The organism is Streptomyces sp. PsTaAH-137 (assembly GCF_003259365.1).
Taxonomy (GTDB): Bacteria; Actinomycetota; Actinomycetes; order Streptomycetales; family Streptomycetaceae; genus Streptomyces.
On the sequence record NZ_QLLY01000004.1, the window covers coordinates 341,472 to 361,501 of the forward strand.

The window sequence follows — 20,030 nt, forward strand, 5'->3', positions numbered from 1 at the left end:
CTCTTCCTAGAGTGGAGCAATGCGCACTGGTGACCCCCTCCCTCCGGTGGAGGACGTCCTCGCCGCTCTCGCGACCGGGCTGTGGCGCTGGGACAACCGGGCGGGCACGGTCACCTTCGACGCGGAGGCCGCCCGCCTCGTCGGGCTGCCCGCGCACACGACCACCCTCACGGAGTCCGGCGCCCGCGCCCGCTTCCACCCGGTGGACTGGAACGAGATCGACGGCATCATCCGGCTCGCCGTCGCCGAGGGCACCCTCGCCGAGGCCCGGCTGCGCATCATGGACGACCAGGGCCGCGTCATCCGCACCGTGCGCAGCCGCTCCAAGCCGGTGATGCTCGGCGACACCCCGGACCTGTACGAGCTGGTCGGCACCCTCCAGGAGGTCGCGGAGCCGCCGCCCGGCGCCTCCTCCCGCACCCCCGTCACCGGCGACTGGCGCCGCTCCCGCGAGGCGTTCCTGCTGGACGCGGGCCGCGCGCTGGCCGAGGCCGACTCCACGGCGGAGGTGCTGCGCGTCGCGGCCGGTCTGTCCATGCCGGGGTTCTCCCCCGACGGCCTCGCCGTGTTCGGCGTCGCGGGCGACCGGCTCACCGTCATCGGCCACCACGGGCACCAGCCCGGCGCCGAGGGCCCCTTCACCGACATGGACCTGGCCACCGACTATCCGGCGGCTGAGGTCTGCCGCACCGGCCGCGCCGTGTACCTCTCGTCGCCCGAGGAGTACCGGCGCCGCTACCCGGCGGCCTGGCCGCTCGCGGCCGGCTTCAACCGGCAGTCCTGGGCGTTCCTGCCGCTCGTCGTCGCCGGGCGCACCATCGGCGCGTGGATGGCGGGCTTCGCCTACCGGGTCACCTTCACCCCGGACGAGCGCTCGGTGCTGACCACCGTCGCCCGCATGCTGGCCCAGGCCCTGTCCCGGGCCGGGGTCGCCGAGTCGGAGCGCGAGCTGACCGACGGCCTCCAGAAGTCGATGCTGCCCTCGATCGGGCCCGAGATCCCGGGCATGACCATCGCGGCCCGCTACGTCCCGACCGGCGGCGGCCTCCAGGTCGGCGGCGACTGGTACGACATGATCCCGCTGCCCAGCGGCCGGATCGCCCTGGTCATCGGTGACGTCCAGGGCCACGACGTGCACGCGGCGGGGCTCATGGGCCAGCTGCGGATCGCGCTGCGCGCCTACGCCTCCGAGGGCCACCGCCCCGACGCGGTCCTCTCCCGCGCCTCCCGTTTCCTGTACGGGATCACGGCCGGCACCGCCGACACGGCGGACCCGTCGGACCTGCGCTTCGCGACCTGCCTGTACGTCGAGGCCGACCCGGTCACCGGCACCCTGGAGATCGCCCGCGCAGGCCACCCGGACCCCGCCATACGCACCGCCGACGGCACGGTGATGATGCGCCCCACCGCGGGCGGCCTGCCGCTCGGCATCGACCCCGACGCCGACTATCCGACGACCCGGCTCGCCCTGGAACCCTCCGAGACGCTGCTGATCTGCACGGACGGCCTGATCGAGACGGGCGGGCACGATCTCGACTCCGGCTGGTCCCGGATCCGTACGACGCTGGAGGCGGTCCCCGCCGACGATCTGGAGCTGCTGGCGGACGCCCTCGTCCAGGCGGTCCACGGGCCGCCCTCGCACCACACCACGGGCCCGCTCGCGGACCGCCGCGAGGACGACATAGCGCTGCTCCTGCTGCGCCGCGCGACCGCGTCGCGGGTGCCCATCACGGCCCGGCGCACCGCCATGACCATCGCGCAGGCCGAGCCGGAGCGGATCGCCGTCGCCCGTCAGCAGCTGCGCGAGCTGCTGCACGACTGGACCGACGAGGACCAGGTCGACTCGGCGGTGCTGATGGTCTCCGAGATGGTCACCAACGTCCTGGTGCACACCGACGGCGACGCCCTGATGGTCGCCGAGGTCGGCCGCGGCTGCGAGGGGCCGCGCCGCCTGCGGGTGGAGGTGGCCGACGCCTCGGACGACCTGCCGCACAAGCGCAGGCCCGGCGAACTCGCTTCCTCCGGGCGCGGGTTGGTCCTGATGGAGCTGCTCGCCCAGAAGTGGGGCGTCGACCCGCGGGGCGAGGGCAAGAGCATCTGGTTCGAGCTGTACGAGCCGTCGGACCCGGCCGAGCCGGATCTCGCCGAGCCGGGTGCCGCTCGGCCTGATGTCACTCAATCGGCGGTTTCACGTGAAACAGCGGGCTCGGACGGGCTCGCGTAGCGGTTCCTCAGCTCTCCGATGATGCCGAACGCGGCGGCCGTCAGCGGCACCGCGAGCAGCATCCCGAGGATGCCCGCGACGGAGGCCCCGGCGGCGATCGCCAGCATCACCAGCGCCGGATGCATCTGCACCGTGCGCGACTGGATCATGGGCTGGAGGATGTGCCCCTCCAGCTGCTGCACCGCGAGGATCACCCCGAGCGTCCACAGGGCGATGACGAAGCCCCGGTCGGCGAGGGCGACGAGGACGGCGACGGCGCCGGAGATGGTGGCGCCGAGGTAGGGGATGTAGGCGCCGACGAAGACGAGCGCGCCCAGGCCCACCGCGCCGGGCACCCCCAGGATCAGCAGGCCGACGGTGATGCACACGGCGTCGATCAGCGCGATGAGGGTCGTCCCGCGCATGAAGCCGGAGACCGCCTCGAAGGCGCGGCGCCCCATCGCCTCGATGACCTCACCGGCGCCGCGCGGGGCGACGGCGTGGGCGAGGCCCGCCGCGCGGTTGGAGTCCTTCAGGAAGAAGAAGGTGAGCAGCAGCGCGAGGACGGAGGTCGCGAGGAGCGAGCCGATGACCGACAGCCCGGTCAGCACCCCGCCGGCCAGGCTGGAGCCCCATTTGGAGATCAGGCTCTTGGCGTTGTCGGCGACATTGCCGAGGTCGTCGGCGCCGGAGAGCCCGAAGTGCGCGCGGATCCAGTCGCCCGCGTCCTGGACGGAGTCGACGATCTGGTCGCCGGTGTCGATGAGCGCCTTGACCACGATGTACCCGGCGCCGCCGACGACGGCGATCAGGGCGACGCAGGTCAGCGCGGCGGCGAGGGCGCGCGGCACCTTGCGCCGGTTCAGCCACTCGAAGACGGGGGCGAGCAGCGCGGTGCCGAGCAGCGCGAGCAGGACGGGGGTGACCGCCGACTTGAACACGATGCAGAGCCAGACGGCGACGGCGGCGACGCCGGTGACGAGCAGGGCCACCGCGCACCAGGCGGCGGTGCGCCGGGCTGCCTCGGGCAGCAGCGGGGTGCCCGGGGGCGGGTCCTGGGGCTGTCGGGTCGTCTGCACGTTCCCAGGCCATCACGCGCGTGTGGCCCCGACCTTCCGGGCGGGGCCACGCGGGTGACGTGCTGTCAGCTGGTGTGCGGCAGCCGCTCCGAGCTGGGGACGACGCCCAGGCGGCCGGCCTGGAAGTCGTCGAAGGCCTGCTGGAGTTCGGCCTTGGTGTTCATCACGAACGGGCCGTAGTGCGCCATGGGCTCACGGATCGGCTGTCCGCCCAGGATCACGACCTCCAGGTCGGGGGTGTTCGAGTCCTGGGACTCGTCGGCCCGCACGGTCAGGGACGAGCCGGCGCCGAACACGGCCGTCTGCCCCATGTGGACGGGCCGGCGGTCGGTGCCCACGGTGCCGCGTCCGGCGAGGACGTACACCAGGCCGTTGTAGTCCTCGCGCCAGGGCAGGGTGGCCTCGGCGCCGGGGCGGACGGTGGCGTGCACCATCGTGATCGGCGTGTGCGTGATGCCCGGGCCCTCGTGGCCGTCGAACTCACCGGCGATGACGCGGAGCAGCGCGCCGCCGTCGGCGGTGGTGAGCAGCTTGACCTGGCCGCCGCGGATGTCCTGGTAGCGCGGGTTCTGCATCTTGTCCTTGGCGGGCAGGTTCACCCACAGCTGGAGGCCGTGGAAGAGACCGCCGGACATGACGAGCGACTCCGGCGGCGCCTCGATGTGCAGCAGGCCCGAGCCGGCCGTCATCCACTGGGTGTCGCCGTTGGTGATGGTGCCGCCACCGCCGTGGCTGTCCTGGTGGATGAAGGTCCCGTCGATGATGTACGTGACGGTCTCGAAGCCGCGGTGCGGGTGCCAGGGCGTGCCCTTGGGCTCTCCGGGCGCGTACTCCACCTCGCCCATCTGGTCCATCATGATGAACGGGTCGAGGTGGCGGTAGTTGATCCCGGCGAACGCGCGGCGCACCGGGAAGCCCTCGCCCTCGAAGCCGGTGGGCGCGGTCGTCACGGCGAGCACGGGGCGCGCCACGGCGTCGGACGGCGCGGCCACACGGGGCAGGGTCAGCGGGTTCTCGACGGTCACAGCGGGCATTTTGGGGACCTCCTCGGTTCCTCGTGCCTCGATATTAGTTGAACGTAGAACTTTCTGCCACTCAGAACGCCGAACGCCCGGAGGGCATTCCCTCCGGGCGTTGTGGGTGCGGGGTGTCGAGTGCGGGTCCGGGCGCTCGGCCGCGCGTGGCTCAGCCGTACATCCGGCGCATGGCGAAGTCGACCATCTGCTCGACCGCCTTCGCGTCGAAGACCATCCGGTGCTCGCCCTCCATGTCGAGGACGAAGCCGTATCCGGTGGGCAGCAGGTCGATCACCTCGGCGCCGGTGATGACGAAGTACTTGGACTCCTTGCCGGCGTACCGGCGCAGCTCCTTGAGCGTGGTGAACATCGGGATCACGGGCTGCTGGGTGTTGTGCAGCGCCAGGAAGCCCGGGGTGTCGCCGCGGGGGCAGTAGACCTTCGACGAGGCGAAGATCTGCTGGAAGTCCTCGGCGGACATCGAGCCCGTGGTGAACGCGCGGACCGCGTCGGCGAGCGACGGCGGCGACGGCTCCGGGTACAGCGGCGGCGCCTGCTGCCCGTATCCGCCCATGCCGGCCTGCGGGGGCATGCCCTGCTGCGGCGGTGCGTACTGCTGCTGACCGCCCGCCCCGCCCGGGGCCCGCTCGTATCCGTACATGGGGGCAAGGGTACCGAGGGCGGGCGGCTCGGTGGGGCGGACCCGGTTCGGCGAACCGCCGGACTCGCAGGGCCCGTCGGTGGTGGAATTCCCGCACGCGCCCGGCAGGCGTGGCGGAGCGTTCCGTCACAGTTGGCCCCACAGGGGTTGATTCTTATTACCGACGGGTAGCATCCTGGGGTTACTAGTTGGTATGCGTATGAGGTCGGCCGCGGTCGGCCCTCCCTCCCGAGTCTTTACGGAGCCGTCGCCATGGGGCACTACAAGTCGAATCTCCGCGACATCGAGTTCAACCTCTTCGAGGTGCTCGGCCGCGACAAGCTGTACGGCTCCGGCCCGTTCGCGGAGATGGATGTCGAGACCGCCAAGAGCATCCTGAGCGAGACCACGCGTCTCGCCGAGAACGACCTGGCCGAGTCCTTCGCGGACGCCGACCGCAACCCGCCGGTCTTCGACCCGGAGACGAACACCGCGCCGGTCCCGGAGACCTTCAAGAAGTCCTACAAGGCCTTCATGGACTCCGAGTACTGGCGCCTGGGCCTGCCCGAGGAGATCGGCGGCACCACCGCCCCGCGCTCCCTGATCTGGGCCTTCGCCGAGCTGATCCTGGGCGCCAACCCGGCGATCTGGATGTACTCCTCCGGCCCCGCCTTCGCCGGCATCCTCTTCGAGGAGGGCAACGAGGCGCAGAAGAAGGTCGCCGAGATCGCCGTCGAGAAGCAGTGGGGCTCGACGATGGTGCTGACCGAGCCGGACGCCGGTTCGGACGTCGGCGCCGGCCGCACCAAGGCCGTGCAGCAGGAGGACGGCTCGTGGCACATCGAGGGCGTGAAGCGGTTCATCACGTCCGGTGAGCACGACATGTCGGAGAACATCCTCCACTACGTCCTCGCCCGCCCCGAGGGCCACGGCCCCGGCACCAAGGGCCTCTCCCTCTTCCTGGTCCCGAAGTTCGAGTTCGACTGGGAGACCGGCGAGCTGGGCGAGCGCAACGGCGTGTACGCGACCAACGTCGAGCACAAGATGGGCCTCAAGGCGTCCAACACCTGCGAGATGACCTTCGGCGACCAGCACCCCGCCAAGGGCTGGCTGATCGGCGACAAGCACGACGGCATCCGCCAGATGTTCCGCATCATCGAGTTCGCCCGCATGATGGTCGGCACGAAGGCCATCTCGACGCTGTCGACGGGTTACCTGAACGCGCTGGAGTACGCCAAGGAGCGCGTCCAGGGCTCCGACCTCGCCGCCTTCGGCGACAAGGCCGCGCCCAAGGTCACCGTCACGCACCACCCGGACGTGCGCCGCTCGCTGCTCACGCAGAAGGCGTACGCGGAGGGCATGCGCTCGCTCGTCCTCTACACCGCCTCGGTGCAGGACGCGATCCAGGTCAAGGAGGCCTCGGGCGAGGACGCCTCGGCCGAGCACGCGCTGAACGACCTGCTCCTGCCGATCGTGAAGGGCTACGGCTCCGAGAAGGGCTACGAGCAGCTCGCGCAGTCGCTCCAGACCTTCGGCGGCTCCGGCTTCCTCCAGGAGTACCCGATCGAGCAGTACATCCGGGACTCCAAGATCGACACGCTCTACGAGGGCACCACGGCCATCCAGGGCCAGGACTTCTTCTTCCGGAAGATCGTCCGCAACCAGGGCGCCGCGCTGAACGGTCTGGCCGAGGAGATCAAGAAGTTCCTCGCCGTGGAGACCGGCGGCGACGAGCTGGCCGGGGCCCGCGAGTCGCTGGCCAAGGCCGCCGTCGAGCTGGAGGCCATCGTGGGCGTCATGCTCACCGATCTGGCCGCCACCGAGCAGGACGCCCAGAACATCTACAAGGTGGGCCTGAACACGACCCGTCTGCTGATGGCCTCCGGTGACGTCGTCGTCGGTTACCTGCTGCTCAAGGGTGCCGCCGTCGCCGCCGAGCGTCTCTCCTCCGGGGTCTCCGGCAAGGACGCCGCGTTCTACCAGGGCAAGGTCGCCGCCGCCAAGTTCTTCGCGGCGAACGTCCTGCCCGGGGTCACCGGCGCGCGCAAGCTGGCGCAGGGCACCAGTGAGACGGGCCTGGACGTCATGACCCTCGACGAGGCCGCCTTCTAGACCCCGCCACCCCGACCCTCCCCCGAGGCCCGTCGCCCCTCCCGCCCGGAGAGCCGACGGGCCTCGTCGCGCAGTTCCCCGCGCCCCTGGGTTGTTCGTCGTGTGCGGGCCGGTGGCCGCTTCCGAAGAACCAGCCAGGGGCCGGCCGGCCGAAACGGCGGCCGGGGGCGCGAGAAGCGGGCGCTCAGGGAGCCGCACTACCCTGGCGGCATGAGCACATCCACCGGCCCCTTCGACCGCGGCCACACCGACGACCTGATGACCTTCCTCGCGGCAAGCCCCACCCCGTACCACACCGTGGCCACGGCAGCCGCCCGCCTGGAGAAGGCCGGATTCAAGCAGGTCGCCGAGACCGACGCCTGGGACGGCGAGACCGGTGGAAAGTACGTCACGCGGGGCGGCGCGATCATCGCCTGGTACGTCCCGCGGGGAGCGAAGCCCCACACCCCGTACCGGATCGTCGGCGCCCACACCGACTCCCCGAACCTGCGCGTCAAGCCGCAGCCCGACATGGGCAGCAACGGCTGGCGCCAGATCGCCGTCGAGATCTACGGCGGCCCGCTGCTCAACTCCTGGCTCGACCGCGACCTCGGCCTCGCCGGCCGGATCACCCTGCGCGACGGCGGCGAGCGCCTGATCGACATCGACCGGCCCCTGCTGCGCGTGCCCCAGCTCGCCGTCCACCTGGACCGCGGGGTCAACGTCGACGGCCTGAAGCTCGACAAGCAGCGCCACATGCAGCCCATCTGGGGCCTGGGCGGCGACGTCCACGAGGGCGATCTGCTGTCCTTCATCGAGGACGAGTACGACCTGGAGCGCGGCTCCATCACCGGCTGGGACCTCATGCCGTACGCCCTTGAGGCCCCCGCCTACCTGGGCCGCGACAAGGAGCTCGTGGCCGGCCCGCGGATGGACAACCTGCTGTCCGTGCACGCCTGCACCGCCGCGATCACCGAGGTCAGCAAGCACGACGAGCTGCCGTACATCCCGGTGTTCGCGGCCTTCGACCACGAGGAGAACGGGTCGCAGTCCGACACCGGCGCCGACGGCCCGCTGCTCGGGAACGTGCTGGAGCGGTCCGTCTTCGCGCGCGGCGGGTCGACGGAGGACCGGGCACGGGCCTTCGCCGGGACCGTCTGCCTCTCCTCCGACACCGGGCACGCCGTGCACCCCAACTACGCCGAGCGCCACGACCCCACGCACCACCCGCGCGCCAACGGCGGCCCGATCCTCAAGGTGAACGTCAACAACCGCTACGCCACCGACGGCGTCGGCCGCGCCGTGTTCGTCGCCGCGTGCGAGAAGGCGGGCGTGCCCTACCAGTCGTTCGTCTCCAACAACGCGATGCCGTGCGGCACGACGATCGGCCCGATCACCGCCGCCCGGCACGGGATCAAGACCGTCGACATCGGCGCGGCGATCCTCTCCATGCACAGCGTGCGCGAACTGTGCGGCGCGGACGACCCGTTCCACCTGGCGAACGCGCTCTGGGCCTTCCTGGAAGGCTAGTTGGAGAGCTGAGTTCCGAACTTCTGTGTGATGCGGGAAGCCCCGGGTACCCGGGGCTTCCACGTACCCGTGCGTCACACAGAATTGTGGGGAGGAACCTCATGAGTTTGGGAGGTTGCATCATCCTGGTCGCCCTGGGCGCGATCCTCGCCTTCGCGACCGACTGGCACATGCAGGGCGTCAACCTCGACCTCGTCGGCTGGATCCTGATGATCGTCGGCCTGTTGGGGCTCGTCGTCTTCCGCAGTGTCGGCCGGCGCCGCGGCCTCGCCCCGCGCCACACCACCGTGGTCGAGGACGACCGGGAGCCCCGCCTCTGACGGACCCGGCGCCCGTGCTCCCCCGTATCCTGGACACCTCGCCGTTGTCGGGGATCTCGGGGTTTCAGGGGGAGCACAGTCGTGGAGTTCCGGCTGCTCGGCGCGGTCGCCGTGGCCACACAGAGCGGGGAGCTCCCCCTCGGTCCCGCCAAGCGGCGCAGCCTGCTCGCGGCGCTGCTGCTGCGGCCCAACACCGCCGTCCCGCTCGACCAGCTGATCGACGCGCTGTGGCCCGAGGGCCCGCCCGCCCGCGCCCGAACGGTGGCCCAGGGCCATGTGTCGCGGCTGCGGGCGCTGCTCGCGCAGGGCGGCGCCGACGAATGGGGCGTCCGGCTCGTCACCCGCGGCGACGCGTACGTCCTGGAGATGCCCGAGTCGCTGCTCGACGCGCACCGCTTCGAGGAACTCGTCCGGCTCGCGCACGACCAGCGCACCCCCGACGACGCCGCCGCCCTGCTGCGCGAGGCGCTGTCGCTGTGGCGCGGGCCCGCGCTCGTCGGCGTCGCCACCGGCGGCCCGCTGCGGGTCGCGGCGGACGGCCTGGAGGAGGCCAGGCTCTCGGCGGTCGAACAACTCGCCCGCACCTACGGGGAGTTCGGCGACCACGCACGGGCCGCTTCGCTGCTGCACGCCGAGGCCGTCGCCCACCCGATGCGGGAGTCGCTGGCCGGTGCCCTGATGCGGGCGCTGTACCGCTCGGGCCGCCAGTCCGACGCCATCGACCAGTACCACCGCACCCGCACCCTCCTCGCCGAGGAACTCGGCGTCGATCCCGGCGCCGGGCTGCGCGAGGCGTACGCCGAGATCCTGGCGGGCGGCGCGGCCCCGCCGCAGCCTTCCTCCGGCCCCGTCTCCGTCCCCGAGCCGGAGCAGGCCGCCGGACCCGATCTGCTGCCCCGTCCCCCGCGCGGCTTCGTCGGCCGGGACCGGGAGCTGGCCGCGATCGGCGCCGCCGCGCGCCGCGAACACGCCGTCGTCGTCATCACCGGCCCCGCCGGGGTCGGCAAGACCGCGGCCGCCCTGCACTGGGCCCACACCGCACGCGCCCACCACGACGGCGTGCTCTTCGCCGATCTGCGCGGCTTCAGCGCAGAAAGCGGCGGGAGCGGCGAGAGCGGCGACAGCGGCCCGGAGACCGCCGACGTGCTCCGCGAGTTCCTGATCGCGCTCGGCGTCCCGGGCCGTGAACTGCCCGAGACGCCGGGCGCGTTGGCCGCCGCGTACCGGGCCCGCACGGAGGCGCGCCGCCCCCTCGTCGTCCTCGACAACGCCCGCACCGCCGCCCAGGTCCGCCCGCTCCTCCCGGCCGGTCCCGGCAGCGTCGCCCTGGTCACCTCACGGCTGCGCCTGGACGGTCTCGCGGTCAGCGAGCTGGCCCGGACCGTCGACATCGGCGTCCTCGACGGCGCCGCGTCCGCCACGCTGCTCGCCGCGGCCACCGGCGCCGAGGACCGGCTCGCCGCCGAACCCGCCGCCGCGGCCCGGCTCGCCGCCCTCTGCGCGGGCCTCCCGCTGGCGCTGCGCGTCGTGGCGGCCCGGATCAACGCCCGGCCGCAGTGGCCGCTGGCCGCCCTCGCCGACGAACTGGCCGACGAACAGCGCCGCCTGGCACTCCTCGACGTCGACGACACCGGGGTCGCCGCCGCCCTGCGGCTCACCCTGCGCGCCCTGCCCGCCGACGCCCGGCTGCTCTTCCGCCGCCTCGGCGCCCTGCCGGGACCCGACCTCGACCGGTACGCGGCCGCCGCCCTCACCGCGGCCCCGCCCGCCGACGCCGCCACCGCGCTCGACCGGCTCGCCGCCGCCCACCTGGTGACCGAGCGGTCCCCGGGCCGGTACGGGATGCACGACCTGGTCCGCCTGTACGCGCGCGGACCCGCCCGGCACGGGACGGCCGACGACCCCGACCCGGCCGACTCCACCGACTCTGCCGACTCTGCCGACTCCACCGGTGAACCCTCCGGCGAACCCCTCGTCCGTCTCCTCGACCACTACGTGCGCACGGCCCTGCGCGCCGCCGCCGTCGCCGAACCCGACGACCGGCCCTGCTGCACACCCCCGCCGGACGCGCGGGCCGACCTCGGCGGACCCGCGCTGTCCGACCGGGCGAGCGCGCTCGGCTGGTTCGCCGCGCAGCGCGAGAACCTCGCGGCGGCCGCCGGTGCCGCCTTCGCCGCGGGCCTCGACGACCGGGCCTGGCGCCTCGTCGTCCTCCAGTGGCCGTCCATCGTCGGCTACGTACGCGACGACTGGATACCCCTGCTCGAACAGGGCCTCACCGCGGCCGTGCGGCTCGGCGACCCGGACGCCGAGGCGCGGGTGCGCGCCCTGTACGGCTGGGTCCTCACCGAGGAGGGGCGGCTCGACCGGGCCCTGGAGCACCTGGAGCGCGCCCCGGAGCTCGCCGCCCGCGCGGGCGACCCGTCCAGCGAGGCCACCGCCCTGGTCAACCTCGCCGTCGCCCTGGACCGGGCCGGCGCCCCGGGCCCCGAGTCGCTCGCCCATCTGACCCGCGCCGTCGCACTGGCCCGCGCCGCCGACGACGTCCTCACCGAGCTGCTCGCCCTCGAACACCGGGCCCGCCGCCTGCTCGCCCTCGGCGACCATCCGGCCGTGCTCTCCTGCACGGAGCGCGGACTCGCCCTGCCCGCCGCCGCGGCGGAAGGGCTCGCGCCGCTGCGCCAGATCCTGCTGCGCGTCTCGCGCGGCGCCGCGCTGCTCGCCCTCGGCCGTACCGAGGAGGCCCGCGCCGACCTGCGGCGGGCCCACGAGGACGCGCTGCTGCGGGGGTTCGAGGAGGGGGTGCTCCGGGCGGCGGGCCAGTTGGCGCGGGCCGACAGCCAAACGGCGACGGGGCGTTAGCGCGAGGGCGACCGAACGGCGATCGCGGCGGGCACCGTAGGGGACACAGCAGCCCGCCGGCCAAGGAGGCGGGCGCACGGAACCGGGGGAGCACCACCATGACCCGCACCAACCTGACCCGCGCCACTGCCCGTACGGCCGTCCTCGCCACCGCAGCCGCCGTGCTCAGCCTGACCCTCACCGCCTGCTCCGGCGGCGCCGACGGCAAGAGCGGCGGGGTCAAGGACGAGGGCGCCGCCGCCACGAAGAGCGCGAGCGCCGCCGCGGACGGCACGTCGAAGGCCGCCGCGGCCGACAGCGACACCACGGACGGCACGACGGCCGCGACGACCACCAAGACGAACACGACGAAGACGACGGCGAAGACGAAGACACCCGAGTGCAAGGTCACCTCGCTCGGCTACACCCTCAAGCGCAAGAACCCGGAGCAGCAGGGCGACCACCTGCTGATCACCGCGGTCAACAGGTCCGGCAGCGCCTGCACCGTGCAGAAGTTCCCGGTCGTCACCCCGGGCGGCGCCAACGGCGACGTGCCGGTGGCCAAGGACGACGTACGGCCCGCGCAGCCCGTGGTCGTCCCGGCCGGCGGCACCGTCTACTCCGCGCTCCCCGTCTACCAGGAGGTCAAGGCCGAGGACGACTACTTCACGTCGATCCGGCTGTCCCTGGTGATGAACGACGCCGACGCCTCCGGGGCCTTCGTCACCCTGAAGACACCCGGCGAGGTCGAGTACGCGGGCAAGCGCGCCGACGGCATCGAGGTGCTGTCCTGGAACACCCGGATGCCGTACGCGAACTGACCGCGCCCCGAAAGGTCAGGCGTCGAGCCCGGCCAGCACCAGCGGCAGCCGCTCCGCCCCGCCCTCCGCGACCACCACGACCGGGACGCCCCAGTCCTGCTGGTGGACGTGGCAGGCGGGGTACTCGTTGGCCGGGTCGTCGTCGCAGGACGCGGCCATCGCGGAGACGTGCAGGACGCCCTCCGGCACCGCCGGGTCCAGGACCAGTTCACGGGCGAGGTCGGTGCCGGGGCCGTCACCGGCCAGGAGCAGCTCGGGCGGCGTCGCCGAGACGAGCAGCCGGGTCGAGGGCCCGTACCGGGTGTCGAGCTTCTGCCCGGCCGGCGCCTGGAAGATGACGTCCAGCCGCAGCTTGCCGCCCGCCACTTCGGTGGCGGCGCGCTGGGTGCGGTGGGCGACGGAGTCGACCCGCACGGCCTCCTCGGGCAGCCGCAGCCGGGTCAGCCGGTGCCGGGCGGACTCCACGACGACGATCTCGCCGGTGTCGCCCACGAGCACGGCGTCGCTCGGCTCCCGCAGATCGGTGGCGAGCGTGCTCACCTGCCCGGTCGCCGGGTCGTAGCGGCGCAGCGCGTGGTTGTACGTGTCCGAGACCGCGACCGAGCCGTCGGGCAGCGCCGTGACGCCCAACGGGTGCTGGAACAGCGCCTGTCCGGCCGCCCCGTCGCGGTGCCCGAAGTCGAAGAGGCCGGTGCCGACGGCCGTGCGGACGACACCGTCGAGGTCCACCCAGCGCAAAGCGCTGGTCTCGGAGTCGGCGACCCACAGCCGGTCCTCGCCGGCCGCGAGCCCGGACGGCTGCGCGAACCAGGCCTCGGCGCCGGGCCCGTCGACCAGTCCTTCGTTGGTCGTCCCCGCCGCGACGCCCACCGTCCGCTCCACCGGGTCGTACGTCCACAGCTGGTGCACGCCCGCCATGGCGATCCACACCTTGCCGCCGAAGACGGCCACGTCCCACGGCGAGGACAGGTCGACCTCGCGCGCCGGGCCGCTGGTCGGCGATCCCTGCCACCACTGCTTCCCGGTGCCCGCGAGGGTGCTGATCGCGCCGGTCGTGAGGTCGACGGCGCGCAGCGCGTGGTTCACGGTGTCCGCGACGACGACGGTGTCGGCGTCGAGCAGGGCGAGCCCCTGCGGCTCGTTGAACGACGCGGGCCCGAAGCCGCGCTCCCCGCTCCCGATCCGCCGCACGACGGACTCCCCGTCCGCCGCCAGCTCCACCAGCTGATGCCGGGTGGTGTCGCTGACCAGGAAGTTCCCCGAGGGCAGCAGCAGCGCCTTGCCGGGAAAACGCAGATCGGTGGCGACCGGCTCGGGCGCCACGTACGGCCCGTCACCGCGCCGCAGCGTCCCCTTGGCCGTGTGCTCGGCCTCCAGCTCCTCCACCAGCCGCTCGATGGCGTGCGCGTGCCCCTCACCGGCGTGCTGCGCGACGACGTACCCCTCGGGGTCGATCACGACGAGCGTCGGCCAGGCCCGCACCGCGTACTGCTTCCAGGTCGCCAGCTCCGGATCGTCGAGCACGGGGTGCTCCACCCCGTACCGCTCGACGGCATCGACGACGGCCCCGTGCTCGGCCTCGTGCACGAACTTCGGCGAGTGCACCCCGATGACCACGACGGTGTCCCGGTGCTTCTCCTCCAGCTCCCGCAACTCGTCGAGGACGTGCAGGCAATTGATGCAGCAAAACGTCCAGAAATCCAAGATCACGATGCGTCCGCGCAGGTCCGCGAGGGTGTACTCCGTGCCACCCGTGTTCAGCCAGCCGCCTTTGCCGACCAGCTCGGGGGCGCGGACGCGGGCACGGCGGGGGGTTGCGGCAGGTGCGGAGTCGTCCATGATTCAAGGGTGCCACGGGTGCCCCGCCGGCGATTACGGCGTAAAGCCGTACCGGTCCTTGGGCCGTCCGGTGGTATGCGGCGTCCGGCAGCGCGGTGGTGGGCGGTGGGGTGCGCATGCTGGGCTGCTATGAGCGACACGAGCACCGTCGGGCGGGCGACCGCGTGGGCCGCCGCACGTGCGCGGGAGATCCGGGAGGAGTTCCCGTTCGTCACGCGTCTGACCCGGCAGCTGGTCGCGGTGAACCTGCTGGACTCCGCGACCCGGCTCGCCGCGCAGACGTTCCTGACGGCGGTCCCGATCCTGTTCGTCGTCGCCGCGTTCGCGCCCGACTCCGTACGGGAGCAGATGCTGGAGTCGGCGCGCAGTTCGCTCGGGCTGAGCGGTGATTCGCTCGCTCAGGTGCGGCAGGTGTACGGGAGCGGGGACAGCGGTGACTCGACGGCGCGGGACACCTCGGGGGTGGTCGGCGCGCTGGTCATGCTGGCGTCGGCGACCGCGTGCAGCCGTGCGCTGCAACGGATGTGCGAGCGGGCGTGGGGGCTGCCGCCCGCCGGTCTGAAGCTGATCGCGTGGCGGTGGGTGGCCTGGCTGTGCGTGTGGCTGGCCGTCGTCATCGCGCAGAACCTGCTGCGCGGCGGTTTCGGCGCGGGCTCGTGGCTGGGCATCCCGCTGTCGTACGCGTCCAGCGTCCTGCTGTGGTGGTGGACGCAGCACCTGCTGCTCGGCGGGCGGGTTCCGTGGCTGCCGCTGCTGCCGGGCGCGCTGCTCACGGGTGCGGGCGTGGTGTCCCTGTCGTGGGCCTCGCACCTCTACATGCCGCGCACGCTGAACCGCTCGCTGGCCGAGTTCGGGCCGTTCGGTCTTGTCTTCTCGCTGCTGTCGTGGCTGATCGTGCTGTTCACGGTGGTGTGCGTGGGGATCTCCGCCGGGTGCGTCATCGCGCGGGAGCGGCCGGTGGCGGGTCGTCTGCGGACTCCTCCGGCAGGGCGGGCGGCGGCAGCGTAGGCGCGTCGAGGAACTCGATCACGGCGAGGGCGCAGACGGCGACGACCGCGATCCAGAGGACCACGACGGCGGTGGGGTAGGACCAGGCGATCAGGACGGCCGCGGCGACGGCGGCGACGGTGAGATTCAGCCACGTACGCATCCGGTGCACCCACGGGCCGACCGGGCCGAAGGTGTTGGAGCCGCCGGTGAACAGGGTGTCCCGTACGGAGCCGATCGCGCCGGTCCACGCGCCGCGCACCGCCCGCGCCCAGCGGCCGGGCCCGCTCAGCCAGGAGGCGAGGGCGACGACCGCGCCGACGACGGCGACGACACGGACGGCCGTGCGCAGGAAACGGACCAGGGTGTCGTAGACGGCTCCGGCGGCGGGCCGGGAGACGTCGGCGGGCAGGGCGTCCAGGTAGACGGCGCGGCCGATCCACAGGGCGAGGCCGAGGACGAGCGCGCCGGCGGCGATCGCGACGGCGGCGGTGATCAGGGCGCGGCGCCTGCGTCGGGCGAGCAGCACCGCGCCGGCGGCCAGCAGGAGCACGAGCAGCGGCAGCACCCAGGACAGCAGCTGGAGCAGGCGGAAGCCGGTGCGGGCCTTCGCGAGGGCGCCGGTGGACTGCATGAGGGTGATGCTCGTGTGCACCTCGGGGATGTTCCCGGCGACGGTGAGCCCCTGGTCGACGAGGGACTGTTTGACCTGGTCGACGACCGGGGCGAGGTCGAGGGTGACCTCGCCGTCCTCGATCTGGACGGCGCCGTCGGCGTGGCCGGTGAGCGCCTTGTCGACGGCGGCGTGGGCGGTGCGGTTGAGCTGTTTCCACACGGTGGTGAAGGCGGGGCTCGCCACGAACTTCTCGGTGGTGTTGCGGACCAGGGAGGTGAGGCCGCTGGTCAGGGGGCCGTCGGCGGCGCCGAGCGCCTTTTCGAGGAGCGGGCGGTCGGCGGGGGCGACGCCGCTCAGCAGGTCCGCGACGTCGATCCGGTCCATGACGGCCGTGGTCACCCGGTTGGTGACGGCCGTGCGCACGTCGGGGTCGTCGGCGAGCGGGGCCATGGTCTGGACGTAGCGGTCGGTGTCGCCGATCAGGGCGTTCGACCAGACGGCGACCACGCTCAGCGGGGTGAGGAGCGCCACGAGGACGACCAGGACCACGGCGAGGGCCGATTTCGGGCGGGAGCGGGGGCGTTTGGGGCGCTCGGCCTCCAGTTCGCTCACCCGGGCCCTGAGTGCGGCGAGTTCGTCGTCCCTGGTCATGTGTTCAGGAGACGGGAAGCGGGCGGATTCCGCTCGTCGGGCGGCGCCGAAAGGCCGGTGAAGGGGCGCGGTCGCCCGCGCCCCTTCCGAGGTGTCCTGAGGAGATGTCCTGAGGAGATGTCCTACTTCAGCGGGCTGCCGAAGCGGGACGTGGTGACGGGAGCGCCGAGGTCGGTCGGGTTGAGGGCGATCGAGCCGGTGCCGGTCACGCCGCTCGCGGAGCCCGGGAACGTCCACACCGCGCCGGAGGAGTCGTTCTCGCCGGTGGCGGAGGCGGCCAGGTCGCGGCTGCCGTCGCCGTTCACGTCGAGCAGGGCGCAGTCGGAGCCGAACAGGTCGCCGCTCTCGGCGACGCCGGGGACGCCCGCCGAGTTCTGGTTCAGGACGACGGAGCCGGTGCCGGTGACGCCGTCCGCGGAGCCGGGCAGCAGTGCGACCGCGCCCGCGTCGTCGAGGTTGCTGAAGTCCTCGCCGGAGATGCCGAGCGCGACATCGGCCTTGCCGTCGCCGGTGACATCGCCGACCGCGACGCAGGAACCGAGGTGGTCGCCGTCCTCCTGGGCGCCGTAGAAGCCGGGCAGCGACTGGTCGAACTCCTGGGTGCGGTCGCCCTTCAGGCCGTCCTTCGTGCCGAACGCGAGGGTGACCTTCTGCATCGTGTCGCCGATGTCGGAGTCCTCGGGGTCGGAGCCGACGACCAGGTCGTCGATGCCGTCGCCGTTCACGTCACCGGCGGCGAGCGCGCCCTGGGTCTCCGGCGCCCAGCCGCGCTTGAAGCCCGCGGCGCTGCCGTACAGGACGGTGTTGTTCCACGTGCCGTCGCCGCTGTAGGAGCGCAGGGCGAGGTCGTCGCGGCCGTCGCCGTTGAGGTCGCCGACCGCCTTGAAGATCACCGGGCCGGTCGTCGAGTCGGGGCCGTCGACACAGCCGTACTGGTCGTCGACGCAGGTGGCGTCGTCCTTGCCGTAGCCCCACCACTCGGACTTGTCCATGAAGTCCAGCTTCTTGGCGGGGGCGCCGGCCCGGGTGACCGGGCCCTTCCACAGCGCGGCGCCCTGGTGCTCGGGGTCGTCGCCGTAGGAGCCCATCGCGGCGAGCAGCGCCAGGTCGGCCTTGCCGTCGCCGTCGAAGTCGCCGATCTGGGGCGAGCGGCCGTACGCGGCGATCGCGGTGCCGCCGGTCAGGCCGGAGGCGGAGCCCCACAGGACGACGGCGCCGGTGGTGGACTTGGTGCTGCCTATGACGAGGTCGCTGTAGCCGTCGCCGTCGAGGTCGCCCTTGGTGACGTAGGCGCCGAAGCCCTCCTTGGCGGCGGCGGAGCCCGGGACGCCGGCGGTCGAGCGGCTGATCAGCGTCTTGTTCGCGGCGTTCAGGCCGGTCGGCGACCCGTAGGTCACCGCGACGTAGCCGGCCCCGGCCTTGCCGGAGACGGTGCCGCCGACGGCGCCGGAGACGAGGTCGGCGTAGCCGTCGCCGTTGAAGTCGTCGGCGCGGTCGGCCTTGCCGGCGGTGGCGGCGGATGCCCCCGGAGCGAGCGAGAGGGCGGCGAGCCCGCCGCCGAGGAGGGCGGCGGCCATCAGCGGTGCGGTGAGACGAAGTCGTGCGCGTGCCATGTGGGGAGTTCCTTCGATTGGTCAGGTCGTCAAGTCACGTCCATCTCCTAGGACCCACCCGTTCCACTAATGGTTGCAGCCACCACCGAACTGTCTTGTTTGCTACGGGTCTTGGGGCGCGGCTGCTCCTTTCGGGCACGGGGAGGGGTCCTGGCGGCGGCTTGGGGGCACTCTCGACGTATGCGCTACGAAGTGAGGGAACGGCTCTTCGCCATCGGCGAGGACTACTGGATCGAGGACGAGAACGGCCACAAGGCGTTCCTCGTCGACGGCAAGGCGATGCGGCTGCGCGACACCTTCGAGCTGAAGGGGGCCGACGGGCGCGTCCTCATCGACATCCACCAGAAGATGTTCGCGCTGCGCGACACGATGGTGATCGAGCGGGCCGACGAGGAGCTGGCGCGCGTGAAGCGCAAGCGGCTCTCCCTGCTGCGCAACCACTACCGGGTCGCGCTCGCCGACGGTGAGACCGAGCTCGACGTCAGCGGCAAGATCTTGGACCGGGAGTTCGCCGTCGAGTACGAGGGGGAACTCCTCGCGGAGATCTCCCGGCGGTGGTTGCGGGTGCGCGACACGTACGGCGTGAACGTCATCCGGGAGGATGCCGATCCGGCCCTTCTGATCGCGGTGGCGGTCTGCGTGATCCATCTCGCGGAGAAGGAACGCGGCGTCGTGGACTGAGGCCGGTCGCGCAGTTCCCCGCGCCCCTGATGGGTCGTCGGTCGGCTGACGGCCGGTGGCCGCTTCTCGCGCAGTTCCCCGCGCCCCTGAGGCAGGCGCTGCGCGCCGCCTCCCCTTCAGAGGCTGCGGCTCCGCCGCGCCTCTGTCGATGAGATGCCGCACGAAGTGCGCATCTCAGGGGCGCGGGGAACTGCGCGACCAGCCACGACGGTGGCGCGCGTGGAGAACGGCCCAGGGGCGCGGGGAACCGCGCGAGAAGCGGTCACCGGGCCGCGGCCGGGAACGGGTCCCGGCCCGGATCAGCGCCGGGGCGCGTCCAGCCCCAGCACCCGGTCCTTCAGCGCCGGGAACTGGTCCCGGGTCTCCCCGACCCGGCCCGGGTCGAACGACACCCGGAGCACCTCTTCCCCGGCCCCCGCCTCGGCAAGAACCTCGCCCCAGGGATCCACCACGATGGAGTGCCCCGCCTGCGGAACCCCGGCATGCGTCCCCGCACTCCCGCAGGCCAGCACGAACGCCTGATTCTCCACAGCCCGCGCCTGCGCAAGCAGCGTCCAGTGCGCGCGCCGCCGCTCGGGCCACCCGGCGGAGACGATCAGCGTCTCGGCACCGCGCCCGACGAGCCCCCGGTACAGCTCGGGGAAGCGCAGGTCGTAACAGGTCGTCACACCGGCGACGGTCTCGGGAAGACGGACCGTCACCAGTTCCTGCCCGGCGCTCATCAGCACCGCCTCGCCCTTGTCGAAGCCGAACCGGTGGATCTTGCGATAGGCGGCGGCGAGTTCCCCGTCGGGGGAGAAGACCAGCGCGGTGTTGTACAGCGGCCCGTCGGGGTCCCGCTCGGGGATCGACCCGGCGTGCAGCCACACGCCCGCGTCCCGCGCCGCCTTGGCCATCGCCTCGAAGGTCGGCCCCTCCAGCGGCTCGGCCTCGGACGCGAACAGCTCGTAGGCGAAGGCTCCGGTCGTCCACAGCTCGGGAAGCACGACGAGATCGGCGGACCCGGCCTGGTCACGGACCAGCGAACTCACGCGGTCCCGCCGGGCGTTGACCGATTCGTCCTCGTTTACTGCGATCTGGATGAGGGAGGCGCGCACAGTAC

At 72.7% G+C, this 20,030-nt stretch carries 15 protein-coding genes; 8 read left to right on the forward strand and 7 right to left on the reverse strand.

Annotated elements, in window-relative coordinates; genetic code table 11:
* Positions 1–19 precede the first annotated feature (19 nt).
* Positions 20–2,224 (forward strand): SpoIIE family protein phosphatase, encoded by a 2,205-nt coding sequence (locus tag K377_RS10625; RefSeq protein ID WP_237551469.1) that lies wholly within the window; start codon positions 20–22, stop codon positions 2,222–2,224.
* Here K377_RS10625 and K377_RS10630 read toward each other — a convergent pair.
* The 3 genes from K377_RS10630 to K377_RS10640 form a co-directional block, all read right to left on the reverse strand.
* Positions 2,176–3,282 (reverse strand): AI-2E family transporter, encoded by a 1,107-nt coding sequence (locus K377_RS10630; RefSeq protein WP_111662972.1) that lies wholly within the window; start codon positions 3,280–3,282, stop codon positions 2,176–2,178. The genes K377_RS10625 and K377_RS10630 overlap by 49 nt on opposite strands.
* Positions 3,283–3,347: 65 nt before the next feature.
* Complete coding sequence (locus K377_RS10635) at positions 3,348–4,316, reverse strand: pirin family protein (RefSeq protein ID WP_111662973.1); 969 nt, start codon at positions 4,314–4,316, stop codon at positions 3,348–3,350.
* 151 nt (positions 4,317–4,467) lie between these two features.
* A complete protein-coding gene (locus K377_RS10640; protein ID WP_111662974.1) occupies positions 4,468–4,959 on the reverse strand; it encodes an SseB family protein in 492 nt (163 codons plus the stop codon).
* 252 nt (positions 4,960–5,211) lie between these two features.
* On the opposite strand from K377_RS10640, the gene K377_RS10645 reads away from it, so the two are divergent.
* The 5 genes from K377_RS10645 (at position 5,212) to K377_RS10665 (ending at position 12,541) form a co-directional block, all read left to right on the forward strand.
* Positions 5,212–7,050, forward strand: coding sequence for an acyl-CoA dehydrogenase (locus K377_RS10645; protein ID WP_111662975.1), 1,839 nt, complete (start codon positions 5,212–5,214; stop codon positions 7,048–7,050).
* 210 nt (positions 7,051–7,260) lie between these two features.
* Complete coding sequence (locus K377_RS10650; RefSeq protein WP_111662976.1) at positions 7,261–8,559, forward strand: M18 family aminopeptidase; 1,299 nt, start codon at positions 7,261–7,263, stop codon at positions 8,557–8,559.
* A 101-nt stretch (positions 8,560–8,660) separates the two neighbouring features.
* Positions 8,661–8,879, forward strand: a complete 219-nt coding sequence (locus K377_RS10655; RefSeq protein ID WP_111662977.1) for a DUF6458 family protein — start codon at positions 8,661–8,663, stop codon at positions 8,877–8,879.
* An 81-nt stretch (positions 8,880–8,960) separates the two neighbouring features.
* On the forward strand, positions 8,961–11,741 hold the full coding sequence (locus K377_RS10660) for a BTAD domain-containing putative transcriptional regulator (protein ID WP_111662978.1): 2,781 nt from the start codon (positions 8,961–8,963) through the stop codon (positions 11,739–11,741).
* A gap of 98 nt (positions 11,742–11,839) precedes the next feature.
* Complete coding sequence (locus K377_RS10665; RefSeq protein ID WP_111662979.1) at positions 11,840–12,541, forward strand: DUF4232 domain-containing protein; 702 nt, start codon at positions 11,840–11,842, stop codon at positions 12,539–12,541.
* Between the two features lie 15 nt (positions 12,542–12,556).
* Here the strand turns inward: K377_RS10665 and K377_RS10670 are convergent, their stop codons facing one another.
* Positions 12,557–14,380, reverse strand: a complete 1,824-nt coding sequence (locus K377_RS10670) for an NHL domain-containing thioredoxin family protein (protein WP_111662980.1) — start codon at positions 14,378–14,380, stop codon at positions 12,557–12,559.
* Positions 14,381–14,509: 129 nt separating this feature from the next.
* Between K377_RS10670 and K377_RS10675 the strand changes: the two genes are divergently transcribed.
* Entirely contained in the window at positions 14,510–15,388 is an 879-nt protein-coding gene (locus K377_RS10675; RefSeq protein ID WP_111662981.1) for a YhjD/YihY/BrkB family envelope integrity protein, read from the forward strand.
* On the opposite strand, the gene K377_RS10680 is transcribed toward K377_RS10675, so the two are convergent.
* Together K377_RS10680 and K377_RS10685 are read right to left on the reverse strand one after the other, a co-directional pair.
* Positions 15,318–16,634, reverse strand: coding sequence for a hypothetical protein (locus K377_RS10680; RefSeq protein ID WP_111662982.1), 1,317 nt, complete (start codon positions 16,632–16,634; stop codon positions 15,318–15,320). The genes K377_RS10675 and K377_RS10680 overlap by 71 nt on opposite strands.
* A 122-nt stretch (positions 16,635–16,756) precedes the next feature.
* On the reverse strand, positions 16,757–18,247 hold the full coding sequence (locus K377_RS10685; protein WP_111662983.1) for a VCBS repeat-containing protein: 1,491 nt from the start codon (positions 18,245–18,247) through the stop codon (positions 16,757–16,759).
* Positions 18,248–18,427: 180 nt separating this feature from the next.
* On the opposite strand from K377_RS10685, the gene K377_RS10690 reads away from it, so the two are divergent.
* Entirely contained in the window at positions 18,428–18,928 is a 501-nt protein-coding gene (locus K377_RS10690; protein ID WP_111662984.1) for an LURP-one-related/scramblase family protein, read from the forward strand.
* Between the two features lie 299 nt (positions 18,929–19,227).
* Here the strand turns inward: K377_RS10690 and K377_RS10695 are convergent, their stop codons facing one another.
* Positions 19,228–20,025: a carbon-nitrogen family hydrolase gene (locus K377_RS10695; RefSeq protein WP_111662985.1), complete on the reverse strand. Its 798-nt coding sequence runs from the start codon at positions 20,023–20,025 to the stop codon at positions 19,228–19,230.
* Positions 20,026–20,030 lie beyond the last annotated feature (5 nt).

Excerpts from the sequence above, each read along its gene's own strand:
- K377_RS10625 (WP_237551469.1), top strand. The coding sequence starts at position 20 with ATGCGCACTGGTGACCCCCTCCCTCCGGTGGAGGACGTCCTCGCCGCT.
- K377_RS10635 (WP_111662973.1), bottom strand. The coding sequence starts at position 4,316 with ATGCCCGCTGTGACCGTCGAGAACCCGCTGACCCTGCCCCGTGTGGCC.
- K377_RS10640 (WP_111662974.1), bottom strand. The coding sequence starts at position 4,959 with ATGTACGGATACGAGCGGGCCCCGGGCGGGGCGGGCGGTCAGCAGCAG.
- K377_RS10645 (WP_111662975.1), top strand. The coding sequence starts at position 5,212 with ATGGGGCACTACAAGTCGAATCTCCGCGACATCGAGTTCAACCTCTTC.
- K377_RS10650 (WP_111662976.1), top strand. The coding sequence starts at position 7,261 with ATGAGCACATCCACCGGCCCCTTCGACCGCGGCCACACCGACGACCTG.
- K377_RS10655 (WP_111662977.1), top strand. The coding sequence starts at position 8,661 with ATGAGTTTGGGAGGTTGCATCATCCTGGTCGCCCTGGGCGCGATCCTC.
- K377_RS10665 (WP_111662979.1), top strand. The coding sequence starts at position 11,840 with ATGACCCGCACCAACCTGACCCGCGCCACTGCCCGTACGGCCGTCCTC.
- K377_RS10670 (WP_111662980.1), bottom strand. The coding sequence starts at position 14,380 with ATGGACGACTCCGCACCTGCCGCAACCCCCCGCCGTGCCCGCGTCCGC.
- K377_RS10675 (WP_111662981.1), top strand. The coding sequence starts at position 14,510 with ATGAGCGACACGAGCACCGTCGGGCGGGCGACCGCGTGGGCCGCCGCA.
- K377_RS10680 (WP_111662982.1), bottom strand. The coding sequence starts at position 16,634 with ATGACCAGGGACGACGAACTCGCCGCACTCAGGGCCCGGGTGAGCGAA.
- K377_RS10685 (WP_111662983.1), bottom strand. The coding sequence starts at position 18,247 with ATGGCACGCGCACGACTTCGTCTCACCGCACCGCTGATGGCCGCCGCC.
- K377_RS10690 (WP_111662984.1), top strand. The coding sequence starts at position 18,428 with ATGCGCTACGAAGTGAGGGAACGGCTCTTCGCCATCGGCGAGGACTAC.